Raw genomic sequence first — 22356 nt, 5'->3', positions numbered from 1 at the left:
ATGTATCCGCTGTGTTAGCCGATATCCAGGTCCAGGTAGGCCAGCTCCCCGTGCCGCAGCAACGCATCGGACGCGACGGCGGCATCACCGCATTCCAGCGCCTCCAGCAGCTCGGCGTGCCGGCGAACTCCACTGCGTCGCTGTGAGATCCGCGCCTCGGTGCGCAAATTGCGGGCCATCGGCAGCTGCAGCTTCAGCAGGATCGGCTCATAGGCCAGGTTCAACTGCCGGTTGCCCGCCAGCGCCACGATGGCGGCGTGGAAGCGTCGATGGGCATTGTCGCGCTCGATGAGGTCCTCCGCGGCGTCGGCCGCCCGCATCCGGTCGAGTGCCGCCCGCACCTCCCGCAGCGGATCGCCGTCCGCCGGAAGCGGAAACGCGCTGTCGATGGCATGCCGCTCCAATACCCGCCGCAATTCGAACAGCTGCAGAATGTCGGTCTTCGACCACACCGCCACCCGGAACCCCCGCCGCGGCACATGCTCGATCAGCCCCTCCTGAGCCAGCAGTCGCAACGCCTCCCGCACCGGCGCCCGGCTGGTCCCCAGCCGCGCGCACAGCGCCTCCTCCCCGATCCGCTCCCCGGGCTCGAACACCCCGCTGAGCACCTCGGCCCGCACCTGTCGCGTCGCCACTTCCACCAAACTCGGCGGCAACCCCGCCCCGTTCATCCCCGACACCATGAATCGAGATTAAGCCGACCGGCCCGTCACGTCCGATCCGCCGACCTGTATCGGGCCGCCGACATCGCGCGCGAGACGCTTCCCACGGAAGTGAGCCGCAAGTCGAGTAGCCGCGGAAACCGCTGCGCCACAGCGAGAACCCTCATGAGAGCCTGGATCGGACAGCGTTGCCCGTCAGATATCCGCGGATCGGTGCGGGCGGATCAGCGCGGCCGCCATGGTCTTCGCGCGGCGCGCCGCCCGGCGATCGGCCTCGGCGGCGGCGATGATCGTGGCCTTCATGGGGATGTGCCAGCAGCGGGTGAATTGTCCAGGTCCGACAGCCCCGCGCATTCCGGACCGGCGCTCACAGCTCGCACGCCAGAGCCGTCGTGCCGGTGCCGTGAACGAATTCGCGGTCGCCGTAACGCAGTTGGCTGTCACTCCATTCGCCGCCGAGTCCGATCACGAAATCCTGGACCAGGCTCATATCGGCCCGGTCGGCCACCAGGATCAGATTGCCGGATTCGGTGACCGAGCCGCCGCCGAGCCGATCACGCACCACGGGATCGGCGACCAGGGCATCGTGGAAGCGGGCGCGGTCGATGCCCGGGACGGTGACGGTGAAGCCATTGGCGCGGGCGTCCTGGCCGGGCAGGTACTCGAAGGTCAGCACCGATGCCTGGTTGTAGCGAACGCGCAGGTCGTCGGCGACCCAGCACAGATTCTTGTAGTCGGTACAAGCCAGTTGGAACTGGCGGAACCTCTCATAGGTGCTGGTCCCCGTGTCCGAGGACCAGAACACGCCGTCGAGCAGTTCCGAGCCGACCGGCAGCGCGAGTTCGGTGAGCGCGGTCGCGTCCACCTCGATCTCGAACTGCGAGAGCCGGTCGCCCAGCCGAGGATCGGCCGGGTCGGCGATGGTGGCGGTGTTGTTGGTGGCGAACAGCTCGGAGGTGGGCTGGGTGGGGTTCCCCGGAACGCATGACGCCGGTCCGTAGGCCCGCGCGGGCGGGATGGCCGGACCGAGGGCCACCGCGCCGGCGCCGGTGATCACGAGCACAGCGGCCAGGGTGGCGGTAATGCGGACCGTGGTCATGGCTTTCGAGTCTGACGCGCGTTCGGGCCCGGTAGGGGTGAGATGGCCGAATTCGGTGGTTCCAGATCCAGATCCAGATCCAGGTCGGGTCCGGCGGCATGATCAGCACTGAGACCGGTCTCGCGTCTGCGGGCATCCGCTCGCTCCGTCGGCAGAGCAGGTCGGTCTGAGGGCCGGTGATGCGGACCGCGGCCGCATGCCGATTCTCGGTCAGGTCGAAGCCCTTGCCCGCCACACCCTGGTGTCCTTCCCATGAATGATCGTGGTCAGCTCGACCCTGGAGCGGCCGAGTCGCGAATGGCGTTGGCGCGCAAAGATGTACGGCTTCCATGCAATGAAGCCGGTGAGTTCGCCTTCGTGAAGCCGCTCGATCGCGCCGAGGTAGCTGCGCCGCCTCTCTTGACTGAAAATTCAGTCAGGATTGCAGTCCTTCTGCCCGCTGGTTCCATCGCACTGGATCTCGACGTCGCCGCCGTCGCGGAACGGCTCACCGCACTGGTCGAGGGGCTGAGCGAGCGCTGGCACAGCGGCTCGCTCACCCTCGATCGTGCCCGCGCTCTGCTCGCCGGCGCGATCGCCGCCGAACTCGGTGCGCGCTAGCGCTGTTCGCGCTCGACCGGCTCAGACCTTCTTGACCACACTAGATTTCAGCTGCATCGCACCAATCCCGTCGACCTTGCAATCGATATCGTGGTCGCCGACTCCGGGCACCAGGCGGATATTTCGCACCTTGGTGCCCGCCTTGATGCCGGTCGGGCTGCCTTTCACCTTGAGGGTTTTGATCACGGTCACGGTGTCGCCGTCGGCGAGCACATTGCCGACCGCGTCCCGGATCACGCCGTCCTCGGCCGCACCGCTCTCGGCCTCGAGCGTCCACTCGTGGGCGCACTCCGGGCAGGTCAGCAGTTCGCTCACCACATAGGTGTATTCGCTCGAGCAGACGGGGCAGGGTGGCAGCGTGTCGGTCACGGTCGGGTCCTTATCTGGGGGATACAGGGCTGGAATTCTGCTGGGGCTCAGGCGTTCACACCGGTGAGGAAGTCGATGATGGTGCGATTGACCTCGTCGGGGCGCTCCAGATACCCGTAGTGGCCGCATTTCTCGATCTCCACGAAACGCGCACCGGGAATCGCCTCGGCCACCTCGCGGCCGAAAGCCGGTGGCAGCATCCGATCGTCGGCGAACCCGACGACCAGGCTGGCGACGGTGATCCGGGCGTAGTCGGCGAGACGATCGCGGGAGCGGTCCATCCGCATCTGGGCCAGGACTCCGGGCGAGGGCTCCGCGCTCGCCGAGTACTCGAAGATATCGAGCCACTGCTGTGCCTGATCATCGGCCTCGAGGGTATGCGGCGATAGATTCAGCATCGCCTTGATGGCCGCCGCGTATTCCGGCGGCAGCTTCACACCCTGTTCCGCCAGGGCCCGCTCGCCCCGGTTCAGCGTGCTCGCCAGCGGATGCGGGCGCCCGGTGGTGGCCAGCATGACCGCCTTGCTCACCAACTCGGGCCGCGCCAGCGCGAGTTCCTGCGTGACGCGCGCACCCATGGACGTGCCCACCACATGCGCTGGGCCGCCGAGGTATTCGATGAGTGCCGCGGTGTCGGCGACCAGGTCCTCGATACGCATGCCGTGTGCGCTCTCCTCCGAGGGCGCGATGCCGCGATTGTCGAAGGTGACGACCCGGAAGCCCGCCTTCACCAGCGCCGGAACCTGGTATGTCCGCCACACCCGGCCGGGGCTGCCGGTACCCATGACCAGCACGACCAGTGGCCCGCTGCTGCCGGTGACGTCGTAGTTGAGGCGAATCCCGTTGAGGGTGGCGATCGGCACGTTCGGTCTTTCTGCTGGGCGGTCCGAAGAACGACCGAACGTACCATGTGTGCAGAATTTCGCTGTTTCACTGTTTAGCAAACAGTTGATCGCGTGCGGACACGCTGGGGGCTCGCGTCAGAGCCACGCCGGGGCGTATGGGCGTTGATTGTCCTGGTTGCTAAACTCTGCAACTGTCGGGCGGCCATGCGCAGAGATGGTCCGCCACCAGCGAAAGGAGTGGCCAGCAGGTGCCAGGAATGCAACGGCCGCTCTATCAGATGAAGGCGGACTTCTTCAAGACGCTGGGCCATCCGGTCCGCATCCGGGTCCTCGAGCTGCTCAGCCAACGTGAGTACGCGGTCTCCGAAATGCTCGGTGAGATCGGTGTCGAGGCCGCCAACCTGTCGCAGCAGCTGTCCATTCTGCGGCGCGCCGGGCTGGTCACCGCCCGCCGAGAAGGACTCTCGGTCACCTATGAGCTGACCTCGCCGCAGGTGGCGGAACTGCTCGCGGTCGCCCGCGTCATCCTCACCCGCGTCGTCACCGGCCAGGCCGAGGCGCTCGAACAACCGGCTTAGCCGGATGCTGTTCCCGCTCGAAATGGACCCCGCACGTCTTGCTAGTTGCGTGTTTTCTAAACTATAAACCTAGTTGTTTCGTAAAGAGAGGTTCGCCGTGCCCGATCGTTCCCTCGCCGCCGTCGCCACCGCAACGACCGGCCATCCCGGCATCCTGTCCTGGGTCGCCGAGGTCGCCGAACTCACCGCACCCGAGCGCATCGTCTACTGCGACGGGTCTCGCGAGGAGTGGGATCGGCTCACCGCCGCGTTGGTGGCCAAGGGGACCTTCGTCCCGCTGCCGGCCAAGCCGAACTCCTTCTGGTGCGTCTCCGATCCCGACGACGTCGCACGGGTGGAAGACCGCACCTTCATCTGCTCCGAGCACGAGGGTGATGCCGGGCCGACCAACAACTGGGTGGATCCGGTCGACATGCGCACCGTCATGACCGAGCATTACCGGGGCGCCATGGCCGGGCGCACCATGTACGTGATCGCCTACTGCATGGGCCCGCTGGAGGCCGCGGAACCGAAATACGGTGTGCAGATCACCGATTCGGAATACGTCGCGGTGTCGATGCAGATCATGACCCGCTCGGGCGCACAGGTCTGGGAAAAGCTCACCGGTGACACGGAATTCGTGAAGTGCCTGCATTCGGTGGGTGCGCCGCTCGCCGAGGGGCAGCCCGACGTGGCGTGGCCGTGCGACAAGACCAAATACATCGCGCACTTCCCCGAGACCCGGACCATCTGGAGCTACGGGTCCGGCTACGGGGGCAACGCGCTGCTGGGCAAGAAGTGTTTCGCGCTGCGCATCGCCTCGGTGCTGGGGCGTGACGAGGGCTGGCTGGCCGAGCACATGCTCATCCTGAAACTGACCTCGCCGCAGGATAAGACGCATTACATCGCCGCTGCCTTCCCGTCCTCGTGCGGCAAGACCAATCTCGCCATGCTCGAGCCCACGCTGCCGGGGTGGAAAGCCGAGACGGTCGGCGACGACATCGCGTGGATGCGCTTCGGGGCCGACGGGCGGCTCTACGCGGTGAATCCAGAGGCCGGGTTCTTCGGTGTGGCGCCGGGAACCGGCACCAAGACCAACCCGAACGCCATCGCCACCATCGAGGCGGGCAATTCGGTCTTCACCAACACCGCGTTCACCGATGACGGCGACGTGTGGTGGGAGGGGCTTACCGAGCAGCCTCCGGCCCACCTGATCGACTGGCGTGGCGAGGAGTGGACTCCCGAGTCGGGGAGCCCTGCCGCGCACCCGAATTCGCGCTACTGCACGCCTGTCGAGCAGTGTCCGTCGGTGGCTCCGGAGTGGAACGATCCGCGCGGTGTGCCGATCTCGGCGATCTTCTTCGGCGGTCGCCGGGCCACCACCATCCCGTTGATCGCCGAGTCCTTCGACTGGGCGCATGGGGTGTTCACCGCGTCGGTGCTGTCCTCGGAGACCACGGCCGCTGCCGCGGGCGCGGTCGGGGTGGTGCGCCGCGATCCGATGGCCATGCTGCCGTTTCTGGGTTACCACGTCGGCGACTACTTCGCGCACTGGCTGGCCATGGCCGAGCGCGAAGGTGCGCAGCTGCCGAAGATCTTCCAGGTCAACTGGTTCCGGCGCAGCGCGGACGGCAAGTTCCTGTGGCCGGGCTTCGGCGACAATGTGCGCGTACTGAAGTGGGCACTCGAACGGCTCGACGGGAACGCCGAGGCCGAGCGCACCCCGATCGGCTTCGTCCCGACGGCGGCGGCACTGGATCTCGACGGCCTCGGTGAGGGCTACCGTGCCCTGATCGGCGCCGCCCTCGCCGTCGACGTCGACGAATGGGTTCACGAGATCGCCTCGATCGACGAGTGGTACGCCACCATCGGTGGCAACCGGCTCCCCGATGCGCTGCGCGCCGAACTCGCCGCCCTGAAACTCCGCCTCGCCGAGGCGCTCTGACCGTGCGAACGCTGCTGCCGTCTCGAGCGGACTGGCTACCGGCGCTGCGCTCCCCGGGCACGGACCTGCTGGCCGGACTGGTCGTCGCATTGGTCGCGCTGCCGCTCGCCCTGGGCTTCGGCATCAGCTCGGGACTGGGCGCGGCGGCCGGGCTCGCGACCGCCGTGGTGGCCGGCGCGATCGCCGCGGTGTTCGGCGGTTCCCGGTACCAGGTGACCGGGCCGACCGGAGCCATGACGGTGGTACTGGTGCCGATCTTCCATCAGCACGGTGCGAGCGGGGTGCTGGCCGTGGGGCTGCTGGCCGGGCTCGTGCTGGTGGTGCTCGCGGTCGCCGGGGTCGGGCGTGCGGTGCGCTACATGCCCGCCCCGGTGATCGAGGGTTTCACCGCGGGTATCGCGGTCGTCATCGCGCTGCAGCAGTTTCCGTCCGCGCTGGGGGTCGCGCACGCGCACGGTGACAAGGTGTGGCAGTCGGCCTTCGACGCGGTGCGGCAATTCGTGGCGCAGCCCAGCGGGGTGTCGCTCGCGACCGCCCTGCTGGTCGCGGCGGTGGTGCTGATCGGTGGGCGGTACCTGCCGAGGCTGCCGTTCGCGTTGCTGGCGGTGGCGCTGGCGACGCTGGCGGCCAACCTGTTCCATCTCGACCTGACGCTCATCGGCAGCATCCCGTCCGGATTGCAGGCTCCCACGGTGGCATTCCTGCACCCGGACCAGCTGGGTTCGCTGCTCATGCCGGCGCTCGCCGTAGCGGCGCTGGCGGCACTGGAATCGCTGTTGTCGGCCACCGCGGCCGATTCCATGGCGATCGGCACCCGCCACAACCCGGACCGGGAGCTCTTCGGCCAGGGCCTGGCCAATATCGCCGCACCCCTGTTCGGCGGCGTGCCCGCGACCGGGGCCATCGCCCGCACCGCGGTCAACGTGCGCTCCGGTGCACGGACCCGGCTGGCCGCGCTGGTCCACGCGCTGGTGCTCGCCGCCATCATCTACCTCGCCTCCGGCGCGGTCGCCTTGATTCCCCTCTCCGCGCTGGCGGGGGTGCTGCTGGCCACGACCGTGCGCATGGTGGAGACCGCCTCGCTGGCCGCGATCGCCCGCGCCTCCAAGGGCGACGCGGCGATCATGGTCGTCACCTTCGTCGTGACCGTCGCCATGGATCTGGTGACCGCCGTCGCCGTGGGCGTGGGCATCGCGGTGCTACTGGCGCTGCGCTCCGTCGCCAAAGAGGCTCGGCTGCATCAGATTCCGCTCGACGACGCCGACCATGTCGCCGAGGAGCACCAGCTGCTGCACGACCACATCGTGGCCTATCGTCTCGACGGACCGCTGTTCTTCGCGGCCGCGCACCGTTTCCTGCTCGAACTGGCCGAACTGTCGGATGTGCAGGTCGTCATCCTGCGCATGTCCCACCTCACCGCTGTCGACACCACCGGTGCGCTGACGCTCAAGGATGCCATCGCCAAGCTCGAACACCGGGGCATCACCGTGCTCATGTCGGGTCTGCGGGAGGATCATCGGCGGCGGCTGGCGGCCATCGGTGCACTGCCGGGCACGGATATGGGCCATCTGTTCGAGCACACTCCCGACGCCATCGCCGTCGCTCGGGAACTCGTGTCCAGTCCAGCCGAAAGTAATCGATGAGCACACTGGCCAAGCCCAATCTCGTTCAGCGCCTGCGCTATATCTGTGGCGGGACGTTGCCGCCGTCCATGGCGCAGTGGGTGATCGACGATCTGACCGGGCCGGGGGCGGCGCGGCGCTACATGATGCGGATCCTCATTCCGATCATTCCGCCGTTGTGCCTGTTCCTGCTCATTCCCGGACCGATGTGGATGGGCCTGGCCATGATGGCGCTGCTGTACCTTCCGCTGATCTACTTCACAGCCGCGCTCATGTACGTATTCCGGCGGGCCCGGCTGGCCAAACACGGTCTGGACCCGGCGTTGGCCGATCACCGCGAACGTGAGCGTGCCGCCGCGGCCCGTGAAGCCTATGAACGGGCTCACGGTCGCGGGTGAGGCCGGGCCGGTCAGCTCAGGCGGCGCTCGGTGAATTCGGCGAGGACCTCGGTGCCGCTGCCTTTCACCTGATCCCAGAAGAAGGGCAGCTGCTCGACCTGTGCAGACGGCCGTCGCGAGCGCGGAGGTGGTGAAGGCGGTCTGAGACTTCCACCGGAATGTCAGCGAATTGACCTGGTCTTCCCGATGTCGGTGCCGGTGGTTCTTCCCATGGAGTTGCCGTTCCGGGTACCGACACCGTGAGTCCTCGAACGGAGCATCGAGCGCACAGCGGGTGACATCGTGGTGCCCAGTCTTGACAAGAAGTCAGTTTGGCGTTCCTGCGTGAGCTGTGTCACAGTTTGATAGCAGTTCGCCTCAATTGCCGCAAACGTTTTTCGTTTCCTTTGTCTTGTCTTTACGATTACCCGCGATCTGCCCAGCGTCGTGGCTCTCCAGCCTCGCCCGCCGCTGCCTCTCGATGCCAGTGCATGTTGACCGATGAACCGGGCGGCTCTGCCGTGCCGGCGAAGGAGAGATATGTCCGCCGACACCGATCAGCCTCCACGGACGTCGCTTCCCGGCTTCGCCGCCCTGTTGCGCCACGATCTACCCGCCTCACTCGTCGTCTTCCTGGTCTCACTGCCGCTGTCCATCGGCATTGCCGTCGCCGCCGGAGCGCCGGTCGCCGCCGGGCTGATCGCCGCCGTGGTGGGCGGCGTGGTCGCCGGGCTCGTCGGCGGATCGACTCTCCAGGTCAGCGGGCCCACGGCCTCGCTCACCGTGGTGGTCGCCGAATCCATCAACCAGTTCGGTTGGGCCGCCACCTGTTTCATCACCATCCTGGCCGGCGGCCTGCAGATGCTGTTCGGGCTCAGCCGGATCGCGCGCGGCGTGCTGGCCATCGCGCCGGTGGTCGTGCACGCCATGCTCGCAGGGATCGGCATCGTCATCGGGCTCGAGCAGGTGCACGTGCTCATGGGCGGCGATTCGCTGACCTCGTCCTGGGATGCCATCGTGGCACTGCCGCACCAGCTGGCCTCGTTCCACCCCGGTGACCTGTGCATCGGACTGGTCGTCATCGCCATCCTGGTGGGCTGGCGGCGGTTGCCCGAACTCGTGCGCCGGGTGCCGGCACCGTTGGCGGCGGTGGTGGTCGCCACCCTGCTGGCGCGCGTATTGCCGGTGCAGGCCGAGCGCATCACACTCAATGGCTTACTGCTGGAAGAACTTCGGCTTCCGCAGGTGCCGCACGGGAGCTGGGCCGCGGTGGCGTTGATGGCGGTCACCATCGCGCTCATCGCCAGCGTGGAGACCCTACTATCGGCTGTGGCGGTGGATCGGATGCGCCAGAACGCCGCGCGCCGAACGGATCTGGATCGTGAGCTGCTCGGTCAGGGCGCGGCCAATATGGTCGCGGGTCTGGCCGGCGGCCTGCCGGTGGCGGCGGTGATCGTGCGCAGCACCACCAATGTCAAAGCGGGAGCCCGCACCAAGGCCTCGACCATGCTGCACGGTCTGTGGATCCTGCTGTTCTCGGTGGCGCTGGTCGATGTGGTGCGCTCGATACCCAAGGCGGCCCTGGCCGGGCTGCTCATCGTGGTCGGCATCCAGCTGATCAAGCTCGCCCACATCCGGCGCGCCCAGCGCACCGGCGACCTGGTCGTGTACGCCGCCACCGTGTTCGTGGTGGTGTTCTGGAATCTGTTGCTGGGCATGCTGGTCGGGCTCGCACTGGCCTTCGCGTTGCTGCTGTGGCGGGTGGTCCGGGTATCGGTGACGGCCGAGGAGGTGGACGCGCTGCACTGGCGGGTCACCGTGGACGGCAGCTTCACCTTCCTGGCGCTGCCCAAGCTCACCGCCGAACTCGCCAAGGTGCCCGCGAATGCCGACGTGGTGATCGAGATGACCGTCGACTTCATGGACCACGCCGCCTACGACGCCGTGCAGGAATGGGTGGATCAGCACCGCGAGCAAGGCGGCGCAGTCGAATTCGTGGAGGTCGGCGCGGTGCGGATGGCCGACGCGGCCGACGGGCCGCCCGCGCGCGGGCATTCCCGTCACCTGCTGAACGAGGTGCTCGGACCCTGGCGGCGCACCGCCACCGATGTCGATCCGATCGTCGCGGGCGTGGCCGCCTATCACCGCAGCCATGCGCACCTCATGCGCCCGCACCTCGGAGTACTGCGAGACGGCCAGGAACCGGACTCGCTTTTCGTCACGTGCGCCGACTCCCGCATCGTGCCCAATGTCATCACCAACAGTGGTCCGGGGGACTTGTTCACCGTCCGCAATGTCGGCAACCTGATTCCGCGTGACGCGCAGGACTCGTCGATGGAGGCCGCGCTCATCTACGCACTCGACAAGCTGGATGTGCGGTCGGTGGTGGTGTGCGGGCACTCCGGCTGCGGCGCGATGGGCGCGCTGCACAGCGAACTGGTCACCGGATCCCAGCTGGACGACTGGCTTGCCCACGCCCGGCCCAGCCTCGAGCGCTACCGGCTCGGGCATCCGGTCGCGGTGGCCGCGGCGGCGGCTGGATTCGGGCCGGTCGACCAGCTCGGCATGGTGAATGTGGCGGTGCAGTTGGAGACGCTGTACGCGCATCCGGTGGTCCGCCGCGGCGTCGGGGAACGCGGCGTGGTCCTCTCGGGCCTGTTCTTCGATATCGCGACCGCCCGGGTGGTGGAGGTCACGGTGGACGGGATCTCCGAGATCGATGGCATCGGGCGGGTAGCTCAACCCGCCTGACGACCGGGGAAGAAGGGGTGTGAATCCAAGAGGATTCACACCCCTTTGGCATTGGGGCGTAACTTTTCTCAGACTTTGCTAAGTCTTTACGATTAGCCTTACCTCTGCTCGTCCGGTGAGTCTGCGGCCAAAGTCGTCCGCGGCCCTTATTCGATGCCCCCTGTACATGCTCGCTTAGGAGCGATATGTCTCGCGACACCGATTCACCGCCAGGTAGAACCGACGGCCGGCTCGACAGCCTGCTACGTCATGATCTCCCTGCATCCCTCGTCGTCTTTCTCGTCGCACTGCCGCTCTCGCTCGGCATTGCCGTCGCCTCCGGTGCGCCCATCGCCGCCGGACTCATCGCCGCCGTGGTCGGCGGCATCGTGGTCGCCCTGCTCGGCGGTTCGCCGCTGCAGGTCAGCGGTCCCGCAGCCGGCCTGACCGTGGTGGTCGCCACCACTATCAGCGAATTCGGCTGGAAGACAGCCTGTTTCATCACCGTCTTGGCAGGCGTCATGCAAATCCTGTTCGGACTCAGCCGCATTGCCCGCGCCGCGCTTGCGATTGCCCCGGTCGTGGTGCACGCCATGCTCGCCGGCATCGGCATCACCATCGCGCTCCAGCAGCTGCACGTCCTGCTGGGCGGATCCTCCCGCAGTTCCGCCTGGCAGAACCTGATTCAGCTGCCCGGCGAACTGGCCAACCTGCACGGCGACGACTTCGTTATCGGGCTCATCGTCATCGCCATCATGCTGAGCTGGAAGTACGTGCCCGGCCGGCTGAAGGTGCTGCCCGGGCCACTGGTCGCCGTGGTGGCCGGCACCGTGCTATCGCTGGTGCTGCCCGGCGATCCGGAGCGAATCATCTTGAGCGGCTCGCTGTTCGACGCCGTCGGACTGCCGCAACTGCCCTCCGGAGACTGGGGTGCGGTGGTGCTCGCGGCACTGACCATCGCGCTGATCGCCAGTGTGGAGAGCCTGCTCTCGGCGGTCGCCGTCGACAAGATGCACACCGGCCCGCGCACCGACTTCGACCGTGAGCTGGTCGGGCAGGGTGCGGCCAACGTGATCTCCGGCGGCCTCGGCGGCCTGCCCGTGACCGGCGTCATCGTGCGCAGCGCCACCAATGTGCAGGCCGGCGCACGCTCACGCGTCTCGGCGTTGCTGCACGGCATCTGGATCCTGGTGTTCTCGGTGGCACTCGTCGGCCTGGTGCAGCAGATTCCGAAATCGGCGTTGGCCGGTCTGCTCATCGTGGTCGGCATCCAGCTGGTCAAGCTCGCCCACATCAAGCTGGCCCGCCGCACCGGCGACCTGCTGGTGTATGTGGTCACCGTGCTGGGCGTGGTTTTCCTGAACCTCCTCGAAGGCGTCATCATCGGCCTGGCCCTGGCGTTCGGCCTGCTGCTGTGGCGGGTGGTGCGCGTCTCGGTGACGGTCGACGAGATGCCCGGGGCCGACCGTTGGCTGGTGAGCATCGAGGGCACCTGCACCTTCCTGGCCCTGCCCACACTGTCCTCGGAACTGCGCAAGGTGCCCGATGGGGCGGACGTGCTGGTGGAGATGAGCGTCGACTTCCTCGATCACGCCGCCTACGAAGCCATCCACGACTGGTCCAACCAGCATGAGAGCACCGGCGGCACAGTCGAATTCGTGGAACTCGGCACCGCGCGCATGGCCCACGCCCTGACCGGCCCGCCGGTCCGTGGCCGCGCCCGCAGCCTGCTCGACGATGTGCTGCGCCCCTGGCGCGAGGACGACGGCAACCCCATCACCAAGGGCGTCGCCGCCTTCCACGAGCGCAATGCCCACGTGGTGCGCCCGCACCTCGACGAGCTCCGTGATGGGCAGAACCCGCACTCGCTCTTCCTGACCTGCGCGGATTCGCGGATCGTGCCCAATATCATCACCAACAGCGGTCCCGGTGATCTGTTCACCGTCCGCAATGTCGGCAATCTGGCGGTCCCCGGCGGTCGCGACACCTCCTTCGAGGCGGCGCTCGCCTTCGCCATCGAAGAACTGAATGTCGACAACGTGGTGGTGTGCGGCCACTCTGCCTGCGGTGCGATGAAGGCGCTGGTCGCGGGCGGTCCCACCGGGCCCGGACTGGGCGACTGGCTGGTCCACGGCCGCGCGAGCCTGGACCGCTTCCACTCCGGCGACCCGGTCGCCACCGCTGCCGCGCGGGCCGGATTCGGCGTGGCCGACCAGCTGTCCATCGTGAACGTGGCCGTCCAGTTGGACACCCTGCGCGCCCACCCGATGGTCCGGCGAGCCATCCTCGAACGCGGGCTCGAGGTCTCCGGCCTCTTCTTCGATATCGGGTCCGCCCGAGTCCTGGAAGTCACCTCCACGGGCATTCGCGAAATCGACGCCCCCGAGCTATCGGCGTTGGCCCACAGCCACTGAGAGCGCCACACCATGCGATGGTGCGGGATTCCCGTTCGGGAATGCCCGCACCATCGTGGCCTTCGGGGAGGATCGGTCGGTGGCCGGGGCGGGTCGACGAGGTGGGCGAGCCGACGCGGCATACGCTGAACCCGTCTCGCGATATCGCGAGATGGATCGGATGCGCCCGGCGTGGGGGAACAACCCATCCAGGCGCGAAAACGTGACATCGTGGGTAGTCATCACCGCGGATCGGCCGAATCGGAGTCGAATGGAAATGGTTGCGCAGCCCCCCGTTTCACAGGTCCTGGCGCCGGGCACCCAGCTCCTGCGCCCGCGGTGGCTGGCCGAACGGATCGCCGATATGGGGATCTCGTGGGGGACCGGCGACTCACGAGTGTCGGGCACGCTGTGGTGGTGCATGGCGGCCTCCTCGCTGGTGGATCCGATCGTCGGGGCCATCGCGAGCGGGCGGCCCGCCTTCGACCCGGCGCTCGAACACCTCGCGCTGGAGATTCGGCCGGACGGCGGCGTGGAGCGGGTATGGCCGGAACAGCGCTTTCTCGGCGGGGCCGGTCCGCTGGCGATCGAATCCCGGACTCCGGTCACCTCATCGGCGCCGGCCAACGAGTCCGCGGGGCGCGTATGTGCCGATCCGGCGGCTCCTGCCGCGGACAGCGAGGCCGCGTTCGGGGGCTGCTGCGCGACAGCCTCCGTCGGGCATGCGTTGCGGCACACGCTCTCTCGCGTGATTCCGGTGGTGGCCGAGGTGTCGGGCGCGGGCGCGGCCTCGCTGTGGGCGATCGTGGCCGACGCCATCGGCAATCGCGCCCTGGATATCGGAGCCGAGGAGGCCGGTGCCCGGCTTGCCCGGGATGTCGCGGGTCGGCTGCCGGTGCCGCGCTTCCAGGACGTGGGCGGCCGCACCTTCGTTCGCCGTATCTCCTGCTGCCTGGTCTTCGAGGTGCCCGGCTGCCAGATGTGCACCAGCTGCCCCAAACGCCCCGCGTCCGAACGTGAAGCCCTGCTCGCCGAGGTCGCCGCGCGCGGCTGACGGTCGCCGCGGGGACGCCGCTCCACCGGCCGCTCGAAACGTCTTGCGTCCCAGCGGGAGGCCCTGTCCTCCGAGCGTGCCGCCACGGCCGCGGCCCGCCGGGCGTGGACACGTGCTCCGGCGGCCCGAATCGCCCTGTGTCACAGCATAAAGAGGGTAGACCGCGGCCCTCGGGCGCGGCGCACGGTCGGTGCGGTGGCGAATTCGCTTGCCGTGCCCGCGTGGCGAATCGGAGAATTGTGCGGTCGGCCTGCCTCGGAGCGCGGAATTCCGTGCCTCGGGCCGATCTTGTCCGCGGGTGCCTCCGGGGCTCGGTCTCTCGTCTCGGCCGAGGCGTTTCGCCTGGTCGCCGTGGCGGGATCGATCCGTGCCGGCACACCTGCGGGACGGGGCGGCGCGGCGGGGCCGGTCCATCGGCACGCGGTGAGAACCGTGCCGATAGAGTGGTGGCCGCCGGGGCTCTGCCCTTCACGAGGGGGGTGCCCGGTCATCGTGTCCAACCTGTACGGCGGATCGACCACCCGCCGTGAACCGCCAAGGAGTGTCCAGCCGTGACCACCTCACCCCAGCAGACCCCAGCCGCCCGCGTCCGGGTTCCGGCTGGGACTACCGCCGGGGCCGCGGTGCGCGAGGCGGACCTGTCGAGCAAGGGACCAGGCGCGGTTGTCGTGGTCCGTGACGCCGACGGCGCACTCAAGGATCTGTCGTGGGTGCCCGAAGTCGACACCGAGGTCGAGGTCGTCACCGCCGATTCCCCGGACGGTCGCAATGTGATCCGGCACTCGGCCGCGCACGTGCTGGCACAGGCGGTGCAGCAGGAGTTCCCCGAGGCCAAGCTGGGCATCGGCCCGTTCATCAAGGACGGCTTCTACTACGACTTCCAGGTCGACCGCCCCTTCACCCCCGAGGATCTGGCCAAGCTCGAATCCCGGATGAAGAAGATCATCAAAGGCGCGCAGCGGTTTTCGCGCCGGGTGGTCGAGGTCGACGAGGCGCGCGTCGAACTGGCCAAGGAGCCGTTCAAGCTCGAGCTCATCTCCGACAAGTCGGGCATCGACGATCCGGAGGTCATGGAGGTCGGCGGCAAAGAGCTGACCATCTACGACAACCTGGACCCGCGCACCGGCGAAAAGGTCTGGGGCGACCTGTGCCGCGGCCCGCACCTGCCGACCACCAAGTACATCCCGGCCTTCAAGCTGACCCGCTCCTCGGCCGCCTACTGGCGTGGTGACCAGTCCCGTGAGGACCTGCAGCGCATCTATGGCACCGCCTGGGAATCCAGTGAGGCCCAGGACGAGTACCTGCACCTGCTCGAGGAGGCCGAGAAGCGCGACCACCGCAAGCTCGGCCTGGAACTGGACCTGTTCTCCTTCCCCGACGAGCTGGGCTCGGGCCTGCCGGTGTTCCACCCCAAGGGCGGCATCATCCGCAAGGAGCTCGAGGACTACTCGCGCCGCCGCCACATCGCCGCCGGCTACGAGTTCGTCAACACCCCGCACATCACCAAGGGCCATCTGTTCGAGGTCTCCGGTCACCTGGACTGGTACCGCGACGGCATGTTCCCGGCCATGCACCTGGACGCCGAGCTCAATGAGGACGGCACCGTGCGCAAGCCCGGCCAGGACTACTACGTCAAGCCGATGAACTGCCCGATGCACAACCTGATCTTCCGCTCGCGTGGGCGCTCCTACCGTGAACTGCCCTTGCGCATGTTCGAATTCGGCTCGGTCTACCGCTACGAGAAGTCCGGCGTCGTGCACGGCTTGACCCGCGTGCGCGGCATGACCCAGGACGACGCGCACATCTACTGCACCAAGGAGCAGATGCACGCGGAGCTGACCAGCACCCTGCAGTTCGTGCTCTCGCTGCTGCGCGACTACGGCCTCGACGACTTCTACCTGGAGCTGTCCACCAAGGACCCGAAGAAGTTCGTGGGCTCCGACGAGCTGTGGGAGGAGGCCACCGAGACCCTGCGCAAGGTGGCCACCGACTCCGGTCTGGAGCTGGTGCCGGATCCGGGTGGCGCCGCTTTCTACGGCCCGAAGATCTCCGTCCAGGCCAAGGACGCGCTCGGCCGCACCTGGCAGATGTCCACCATCCAGCTGGACTTCAACCTGCCCGAGCGCTTCGAGCTGGAGTACACCGGCTCCGACGGCGCCAAGCACCGCCCGGTCATGATCCACCGCGCGCTCTTCGGCTCCATCGAGCGCTTCTTCGGTGTGCTCACCGAGCACTACGCGGGCGCGTTCCCGGCGTGGCTGTCGCCGGTGCAGGTGATCGGCATCCCGGTCGCCGAGACCTTCGCCGAGCATCTCGACGGCGTGATCGAGCGCCTGCGGGACAACGGTATTCGCGCCGAGGTCGACCGCAGCGACGATCGCATGCAGAAGAAGATCTTCAACCAGACCGCGCAGAAGGTGCCGTTCATGCTGCTGGCCGGCGCGCGCGACGTGGAGAACAACGCGGTCAGCTTCCGCTTCCGCGATGGCACCCAGGTCAACGGCGTGCCCGTGGCCGACGCGGTCGCCACCGTCGCGGACTGGATCGCGCGCCGCGAGAACGACTCGCCGACCGCGGAGGGCTTCCAGATCCGCAAGGCGGATCGATGAGTGAACGGACTATGCCCGTGTCCGAGCAGATCGTGGATACCGGTGCGGGGGATCCCGACCGCTTGCAACGGTTGTGGACCCCGTACCGGATGTCCTACATCACCGGCGCGGCCGAGGACCGAAAGACCGACGCGCCCAAAAAGACCGGCCATCCCTTCACCGACATCCCGGAGATGTCGGACGAGGACGGGCTGATCATCGCGCGTGGCGAATGGGTGTACGCGGTGCTGAACCTGTACCCGTACAACCCCGGCCACATGATGGTGGTGCCCTACCGTCGCGTCGCCAACCTCGAGGACCTGACCGTCGAGGAGAGCGCCGAGCTGATGGCGTTCACCCAGCAGGCGATTCGGGTGATGAAGCAGGTGTCGCGGCCCGAGGGCTTCAATGTCGGACTGAATCTCGGCGGCGTCGCCGGTGGTTCACTCGCCGATCACCTGCATCAACATATCGTGCCGCGCTGGAGCGGGGACGCGAACTTCATTACCGTCGTCGGCGGAGTGAAGGTGATGCCGCAGCTGCTCCGGGAAACCCGGGCGCTGCTGGCACAGGCGTGGAAGGAAGCCGAATAGGCATGAGCGGGTCAGGCCCGGAGGCGTCGCACCTCCTCTCAGCGCTTGCGCAGCGTGACCATGGAGGGCTCCCGATCCTGTCCCATGGACACGGCATGGAAGGACGCGGGGTAGCGTGCTGAGCTTCTTCGGTCGCGAGACGTTCGCCAAAGCGACTGCGCCCCTGGGCAAAGCGCTGGTGAGCACGGGGCTCACGCCCGATGCGATGACGCTCATCGGCACCACCGCCTCGATTGTCGCGGCGGTGACCCTGTTCCCGACCGGTCACCTGTTCTGGGGAACCATGGTGATCTGGCTGTTCGTCATGTTCGACATGCTGGACGGGGCGATGGCTCGGGCCCGGGGTGGCGGCACGAAATACGGTGCGGTGCTGGACGCCACGTGTGACCGCGTGGCCGACGGCGCCATCTTCGCCGCGCTGGCCTGGTGGTCGGTGTACCACGAGAATTCCAAGCACCTGTTCGTGGCGACGCTGGTGGTGCTGGTGACCTCGCAGGTCATCTCGTATGCCAAGGCGCGCGCCGAGGCCAGCGGGCTCTCGGCCGACGGCGGCCTGATCGAGCGGCCGGACCGGCTGGTCATCGTGCTGGTCGGCGCCGGATTCACCGGACTGGGCGGCTATTTCGGCGTCGACTGGCTGCACTACGCGGTCTACGTCGCCATGTACGCCCTGGCCGTGCTGAGCATCATCACCGTCTTCCAGCGGGTGCTGGCGGTGCGCAGTTCCCCCGGCGCCCGCGACATCATCGCCCCCGCGGCGAAGGCTCCGGAGGAACCACAGCGGTGACAACCGATTTCACGTCCGCGATGACCGACAAGGCGTACGCGGCCGGATGGCGGCTTGTCCGCGGCCTGCCGGAGGGCTTGGTGCGCAAGGGATTCGACGCGGGCGCGAACGCCGCCGCCCGGCGGTCGAACAAGAAGGCGCACCGCGGGCACCCGAGCCAGCTGCGGCGCAACCTGGCACGGGTGCTGGGAACTACGCCGGAGGGGGTCCCGGACAGCCTGATCCGCGACAGCATGCGGTCCTACGCCCGCTACTGGCGTGAGGCCTTCCGCTTGCCGTCGATGGACCATGTGGCGCTGGGACAACTCCACGTCGGCGGCCTCGAACATCTGGACGCGGCGCTGGCGCGGGGCAAAGGCGTGCTGCTGGTGCTGCCGCACTCGGGCAACTGGGATATGGCCGGGGTCTGGCTGGTGCAGAACCACGGTCAGTTCTCCACGGTCGCAGAGCGTTTGAAGCCGGAGTCGCTGTTCGAGCGGTTCGTCGAATACCGCGAGAGCCTCGGCTTCGAGGTGTTCCCGCTGACCGGTGGGGAGCAGCCGCCGTTCCCGCAGCTGGCGGAGCGGCTGCGGAGCAACAAGGTGGTCTGTTTGATGGGGGAGCGCGACCTCACCGGCAAGGGGGTGCCGGTGACCATGTTCGGCGAACGCACCTGGCTACCCGCCGGCGCCGCCCGGCTGGCCGCCGACACCGGTGCGGCGCTGCTGCCCGTGCACTGCTGGTTCACCACCGAGGCCGATGGCCGCGAGGGCTGGGGCATGCAGGTGTTCGAGGCCCTGGATCTGTCCGGCGGCATCGCGCCCGCCACCCAGGCGCTGGCCGATGTCTTCGCCGCCAATATCGCCGCCCATCCGGCGGACTGGCACATGTTGCAGCCCATGTGGGAAAGTGACTTATCGCAGGCCAGGCTGGAGCGGATCGCGGCCGCGCAACAGGCACTGGGTTATGGCGCGCGAGGCGCGCGGAGCGATCGGGAGCTGGTGGGCGACGCCGGCTCCGACGGGTCACGGGAAACAGGGGCACTATGAAGATCGGCATGGTCTGCCCGTATTCGTTCGATGTTCCGGGCGGAGTGCAAGCCCATGTCGTTGAGCTGGCGCAGGTGCTCATCGAGCGCGGCCACAAGGTGAGCGTGCTCGCGCCCGCCGCCGACGACACCCCGCTGCCCGATTTCGTGGTGTCGGCGGGCAAGGCCGTGGCGATCCCGTACAACGGCTCGGTCGCCCGGCTGTCCTTCGGGCCCACCGCCTACACCCGCATTCGCCGCTGGATCGCCGAGAACGACTTCGACGTCCTGCACATCCATGAACCCAACGCCCCCAGCCTGTCCATGCTGGCGCTGAAGATCGCGGAGGGGCCGATCGTGGCCACCTTCCACACCTCGACCACGAAATCGCTGGTGCTCAGCACGTTTCAGGGCGTGCTGCGGCCCTATCACGAGAAGATCAGCGGCCGGATCGCGGTGAGCGAGCTGGCACGGCGCTGGCAGGTGGAGGCACTGGGCGGGGACGCGGTCGAAATCCCCAACGGGGTGGATGTGCCCGCGTTCGCGCACGCGCCGCTGCTGGACGGGTATCCGCGGGCGGGGAGGGCGGTGCTGTTCCTGGGTCGCTTCGACGAACCGCGCAAGGGCATGGAGGTCTTGCTCGGCGCGCTGCCGGAACTGGTGCGCCGGCACCCGGATCTCGAGGTGCTGATCGTCGGCCGCGGTGACGAGGACCGGCTGCGCCGTGAGGCGGGGGACACCGCGGGGCATCTGCGATTCCTCGGGCAGGTGTCCGATGCCGAGAAGGCTTCGGCCATGCGCAGTGCCGATGTCTACGTCGCCCCCAATCTCGGCGGTGAGAGCTTCGGCATCGTGCTGGTCGAGGCCATGGCCGCCGGAACCGCGGTGGTGGCCAGCGACCTCGACGCGTTCCGCCGGGTGCTGCGCGACGGCACGGCGGGACTGCTGGTGCCGGTCGGCGATTCCGCGCGGCTGGCCGCGGCGATCAGCACCATGCTCACCGACGACGCCCGGCGCGAGGAGTTCGTCCGTACCGCCAATCAGGTTGTCGGCGAATATGATTGGCCCGTCGTGGCCGAGCAGATCCTGCGCGTGTACGAGACCGTCACCGTGGGCGACGTGCGCGTCAGGACCGCCGGATGATCACCTTCTCCGCGACGACCATTCTGGTCCTCGTCCTCGTCGCGGCGCTGATCATCACCGCCGCCGGCTGGGCCTACACCACCGCCAACCGCCTCGACCGCCTGCACGTGCGCACCGACCAGGCCCGCCACGCGCTGGACGCGGCCCTGGCCCGGCGCGCGGTGGTGGCACGCTCGGTCGCCACCACCCTGGCCGGTCTCTACGATCCGGCCCTGGTCGAACAGGCCCGCCGCCTCGCCGCGCTGGCCGATCGCGCCGAACGTTCCAACTGGCGCGACCGCGAAACCGTCGAGAACCAGCTCGCCGCAGCGTTGTCCGTCGTCGACATCGCCCTGCTGCCGCCCCAGCTGGTGGCCGAACTGGCCGATGCCGAGGCCCGGGTCCTGATCGCCCGCCGCTTCCACAACGACGCCGTCCGCGACACCCTGGCGTTGCGCACCCGCCGTCTGGTCCGCTGGCTACACCTCGGCGGTACCGCCCCCCTGCCCGTCTACTTCGAGATCGCCGAACGCGTCACCCCCGCGGCCGCCACCGGTCTGGACGTCGACACCGTCCGCACCTCGGCCCGCGTGGTCCTCGTCGACGAGCAGAACCGGGTGCTGCTGCTCCAGGGCGTGGACCCCAAGGTCCCCGACGTCCCCTTCTGGTTCACCATCGGTGGTGGCGTCAATCCGGGAGAAACCCTGCGCGAAGCCGCCATTCGCGAGCTCTACGAGGAGACCGGCCACCCCGCCGACTCCTCCGCCCTCCGCGGGCCCCTGTGGCGCCGAGTGGCCGTCTTCCCCTTCAACGGCGAACTCATCCGCTCCGAGGAACTCTTCTTCGCCCTGCGCACCGAGTCCTTCGACGTCAATCCCGCCAACCTCGACTTCGTCGAGCGCCGCTCGATCACTGCCAGCAGATGGTGCACCCCCGCCGACATCGCCCAACTCGACCACGCGGGCGAGACCGTCTACCCGTACCACCTCGACCAACTTCTCGCCGAAGCGATCGCCGCCGCCGATTCCGACACCGACCCCGAGGTCCGTTCCATCCGGTGACCCAGCGCCGCCGCATCGCCACTGTGTGAGAACCGGAAGCGGCAGGCGGTCGAACAGCTGCGGCCCTCGAGCGGGCCGAGAGCCGTACCGCCGATCGCTGGATCCACTGGGTGGGATCGGATCGCCGGATCGGATCCGTGAATTCGATGACCGAACTACGGTGGGGCGATCAATGGTGATCTGTGAGAAGGACTTACGGCATGAAGCTGATGTATGCGCTGTGGGGTGGGGGGCTGGGCGAGCGGCTGCGCGGCGAGGAGCTGCGGAAAGAGTTGGGCGCGGCGGGGGTCACGGCGTATCAGGTGAATGTGCGGGATGCGGACGTCGAAGACGCGCAGGTGAGGCACACGACCTATGACGCCCCGATCGACGCGATCGTGAGTGTGTGGACCGAGGGGGAGCATGAGGCGGTCACGGGGCTTTTGCGGGCGGTTGCCGAGGACGTGAACGGCTGGATCGTGGATGAGCGGCGGCCCATCGAGCCGCCTGCGGTCGAGGACGGGGTGCGGACCGAGGCGCTGGCGAATATCGCGCTGCTCCGCATTCCGGAGGATCTGACTCGCGAGGAGTGGCTGTATCGGTGGCATGTCCTGCACACGCCGGTGGCTATTGAGACGCAGGACACGTTCGGCTACGTGCAGAACACCGTCACCCGGGCGATCACCGAGGGCGAACGGGTTGACGCTCTGGTGGAGGAATTGTTCCCGATGGCGGCCATGACCAGCGCACATGCCTTCTACGGGAGCGGTGGAGACGATGCGGAACTGCAGCGGCGCGTGACGGCCATGATGGAGAGCGTGGTGCGGTTCGGCGCGCATCTGAATCTGGACCTGGTGCCGACGAGCAGGTACGTCTACACGCTGGGCTGATGGACAGCGCCGAGAACTTTCTCGTGATCGAGAGCGCATTCTCCGCTATGGTCCTGGGAAGGTTTGCCGCGCAACGG

At 68.0% G+C, this 22356-nt stretch carries 19 protein-coding genes; 15 read left to right on the top strand and 4 right to left on the bottom strand.

Going from position 1 to position 22356, the window contains the following annotated elements:
* Positions 1-14: 14 nt before the first annotated feature.
* Together GLP40_RS30985 and GLP40_RS30980 are read right to left on the bottom strand one after the other, a co-directional pair.
* Complete coding sequence (locus GLP40_RS30985; RefSeq protein WP_230330110.1) at positions 15-683, bottom strand: GntR family transcriptional regulator; 669 nt, start codon at positions 681-683, stop codon at positions 15-17.
* 346 nt (positions 684-1029) lie between these two features.
* Positions 1030-1761 (bottom strand): hypothetical protein, encoded by a 732-nt coding sequence (locus tag GLP40_RS30980; RefSeq protein ID WP_230330109.1) that lies wholly within the window; start codon positions 1759-1761, stop codon positions 1030-1032.
* Between the two features lie 252 nt (positions 1762-2013).
* Here GLP40_RS30980 and GLP40_RS34240 point away from each other — a divergent pair, with 252 nt between their 5' ends.
* On the top strand, positions 2014-2361 hold the full coding sequence (locus tag GLP40_RS34240) for a TetR family transcriptional regulator C-terminal domain-containing protein (protein ID WP_230330108.1): 348 nt from the start codon (positions 2014-2016) through the stop codon (positions 2359-2361).
* Positions 2362-2382: 21 nt separating this feature from the next.
* Here the strand turns inward: GLP40_RS34240 and GLP40_RS30970 are convergent, their stop codons facing one another.
* Positions 2383-2730: a zinc ribbon domain-containing protein YjdM gene (locus tag GLP40_RS30970; protein WP_328290855.1), complete on the bottom strand. Its 348-nt coding sequence runs from the start codon at positions 2728-2730 to the stop codon at positions 2383-2385.
* A 47-nt stretch (positions 2731-2777) separates the two neighbouring features.
* Complete coding sequence (locus GLP40_RS30965) at positions 2778-3593, bottom strand: alpha/beta fold hydrolase (RefSeq protein ID WP_328290854.1); 816 nt, start codon at positions 3591-3593, stop codon at positions 2778-2780.
* 239 nt (positions 3594-3832) lie between these two features.
* On the opposite strand from GLP40_RS30965, the gene GLP40_RS30960 reads away from it, so the two are divergent.
* The 14 genes from GLP40_RS30960 (at position 3833) to GLP40_RS30895 (ending at position 22279) form a co-directional block, all read left to right on the top strand.
* Positions 3833-4153 carry an ArsR/SmtB family transcription factor gene (locus GLP40_RS30960; protein WP_154791560.1) on the top strand — a complete coding sequence of 107 codons (321 nt, stop codon included), beginning with the start codon at positions 3833-3835 and terminating at the stop codon, positions 4151-4153.
* A 97-nt stretch (positions 4154-4250) separates the two neighbouring features.
* Positions 4251-6077: a phosphoenolpyruvate carboxykinase (GTP) gene (locus tag GLP40_RS30955; protein ID WP_328290853.1), complete on the top strand. Its 1827-nt coding sequence runs from the start codon at positions 4251-4253 to the stop codon at positions 6075-6077.
* A gap of 2 nt (positions 6078-6079) precedes the next feature.
* Positions 6080-7720, top strand: coding sequence for a SulP family inorganic anion transporter (locus GLP40_RS30950; protein WP_196054863.1), 1641 nt, complete (start codon positions 6080-6082; stop codon positions 7718-7720).
* Positions 7717-8097 carry a DUF5313 family protein gene (locus GLP40_RS30945; RefSeq protein WP_154791557.1) on the top strand — a complete coding sequence of 127 codons (381 nt, stop codon included), beginning with the start codon at positions 7717-7719 and terminating at the stop codon, positions 8095-8097. Before GLP40_RS30950 ends, GLP40_RS30945 begins: the two co-directional genes overlap by 4 nt.
* A gap of 519 nt (positions 8098-8616) precedes the next feature.
* Positions 8617-10827, top strand: a complete 2211-nt coding sequence (locus GLP40_RS30940) for a SulP family inorganic anion transporter (protein WP_154791556.1) — start codon at positions 8617-8619, stop codon at positions 10825-10827.
* Positions 10828-11012: 185 nt separating this feature from the next.
* On the top strand, positions 11013-13220 hold the full coding sequence (locus GLP40_RS30935) for a SulP family inorganic anion transporter (RefSeq protein ID WP_154791555.1): 2208 nt from the start codon (positions 11013-11015) through the stop codon (positions 13218-13220).
* Positions 13221-13476: 256 nt separating this feature from the next.
* Positions 13477-14253, top strand: a complete 777-nt coding sequence (locus GLP40_RS30930; RefSeq protein WP_230330107.1) for a (2Fe-2S)-binding protein — start codon at positions 13477-13479, stop codon at positions 14251-14253.
* Between the two features lie 551 nt (positions 14254-14804).
* Positions 14805-16862: a threonine--tRNA ligase gene (thrS, locus tag GLP40_RS30925; protein WP_328290852.1), complete on the top strand. Its 2058-nt coding sequence runs from the start codon at positions 14805-14807 to the stop codon at positions 16860-16862.
* On the top strand, positions 16859-17434 hold the full coding sequence (locus GLP40_RS30920; RefSeq protein WP_196054859.1) for an HIT family protein: 576 nt from the start codon (positions 16859-16861) through the stop codon (positions 17432-17434). Before thrS ends, GLP40_RS30920 begins: the two co-directional genes overlap by 4 nt.
* A 115-nt stretch (positions 17435-17549) precedes the next feature.
* The gene (pgsA, locus tag GLP40_RS30915; protein WP_328290851.1) at positions 17550-18221 is read left to right on the top strand and encodes a phosphatidylinositol phosphate synthase; all 672 of its coding nucleotides are present in this window, start codon (positions 17550-17552) and stop codon (positions 18219-18221) included.
* A 20-nt stretch (positions 18222-18241) separates the two neighbouring features.
* On the top strand, positions 18242-19249 hold the full coding sequence (locus tag GLP40_RS30910) for a phosphatidylinositol mannoside acyltransferase (protein WP_154791611.1): 1008 nt from the start codon (positions 18242-18244) through the stop codon (positions 19247-19249).
* Entirely contained in the window at positions 19246-20370 is a 1125-nt protein-coding gene (locus tag GLP40_RS30905; protein WP_154791553.1) for a glycosyltransferase family 4 protein, read from the top strand. Before GLP40_RS30910 ends, GLP40_RS30905 begins: the two co-directional genes overlap by 4 nt.
* A complete protein-coding gene (locus GLP40_RS30900; RefSeq protein ID WP_328290873.1) occupies positions 20370-21410 on the top strand; it encodes an NUDIX hydrolase in 1041 nt (346 codons plus the stop codon). Before GLP40_RS30905 ends, GLP40_RS30900 begins: the two co-directional genes overlap by 1 nt.
* A 200-nt stretch (positions 21411-21610) precedes the next feature.
* Positions 21611-22279, top strand: coding sequence for a hypothetical protein (locus GLP40_RS30895; protein ID WP_154791551.1), 669 nt, complete (start codon positions 21611-21613; stop codon positions 22277-22279).
* Positions 22280-22356 lie beyond the last annotated feature (77 nt).

This window comes from Nocardia aurantiaca (assembly GCF_009708175.1).
In the GTDB taxonomy this organism is placed as follows: domain Bacteria; phylum Actinomycetota; class Actinomycetes; order Mycobacteriales; family Mycobacteriaceae; genus Nocardia; species Nocardia aurantiaca.
This window is presented reverse-complemented; position numbering and strand designations above follow the sequence as displayed.

Coding starts and splice junctions, on each gene's coding strand:
- GLP40_RS30960 (WP_154791560.1), top strand. CDS start 3,833: ATGCAACGGCCGCTCTATCAGATGAAGGCGGACTTCTTCAAGACGCTG.
- GLP40_RS30940 (WP_154791556.1), top strand. CDS start 8,617: ATGTCCGCCGACACCGATCAGCCTCCACGGACGTCGCTTCCCGGCTTC.
- GLP40_RS30985 (WP_230330110.1), bottom strand. CDS start 683: ATGGTGTCGGGGATGAACGGGGCGGGGTTGCCGCCGAGTTTGGTGGAA.
- GLP40_RS30945 (WP_154791557.1), top strand. CDS start 7,717: ATGAGCACACTGGCCAAGCCCAATCTCGTTCAGCGCCTGCGCTATATC.
- GLP40_RS34240 (WP_230330108.1), top strand. CDS start 2,014: ATGAATGATCGTGGTCAGCTCGACCCTGGAGCGGCCGAGTCGCGAATG.
- GLP40_RS30895 (WP_154791551.1), top strand. CDS start 21,611: ATGAAGCTGATGTATGCGCTGTGGGGTGGGGGGCTGGGCGAGCGGCTG.
- GLP40_RS30935 (WP_154791555.1), top strand. CDS start 11,013: ATGTCTCGCGACACCGATTCACCGCCAGGTAGAACCGACGGCCGGCTC.
- GLP40_RS30930 (WP_230330107.1), top strand. CDS start 13,477: ATGGTTGCGCAGCCCCCCGTTTCACAGGTCCTGGCGCCGGGCACCCAG.
- GLP40_RS30910 (WP_154791611.1), top strand. CDS start 18,242: ATGACCGACAAGGCGTACGCGGCCGGATGGCGGCTTGTCCGCGGCCTG.
- GLP40_RS30920 (WP_196054859.1), top strand. CDS start 16,859: ATGAGTGAACGGACTATGCCCGTGTCCGAGCAGATCGTGGATACCGGT.
- GLP40_RS30980 (WP_230330109.1), bottom strand. CDS start 1,761: ATGACCACGGTCCGCATTACCGCCACCCTGGCCGCTGTGCTCGTGATC.
- GLP40_RS30905 (WP_154791553.1), top strand. CDS start 19,246: ATGAAGATCGGCATGGTCTGCCCGTATTCGTTCGATGTTCCGGGCGGA.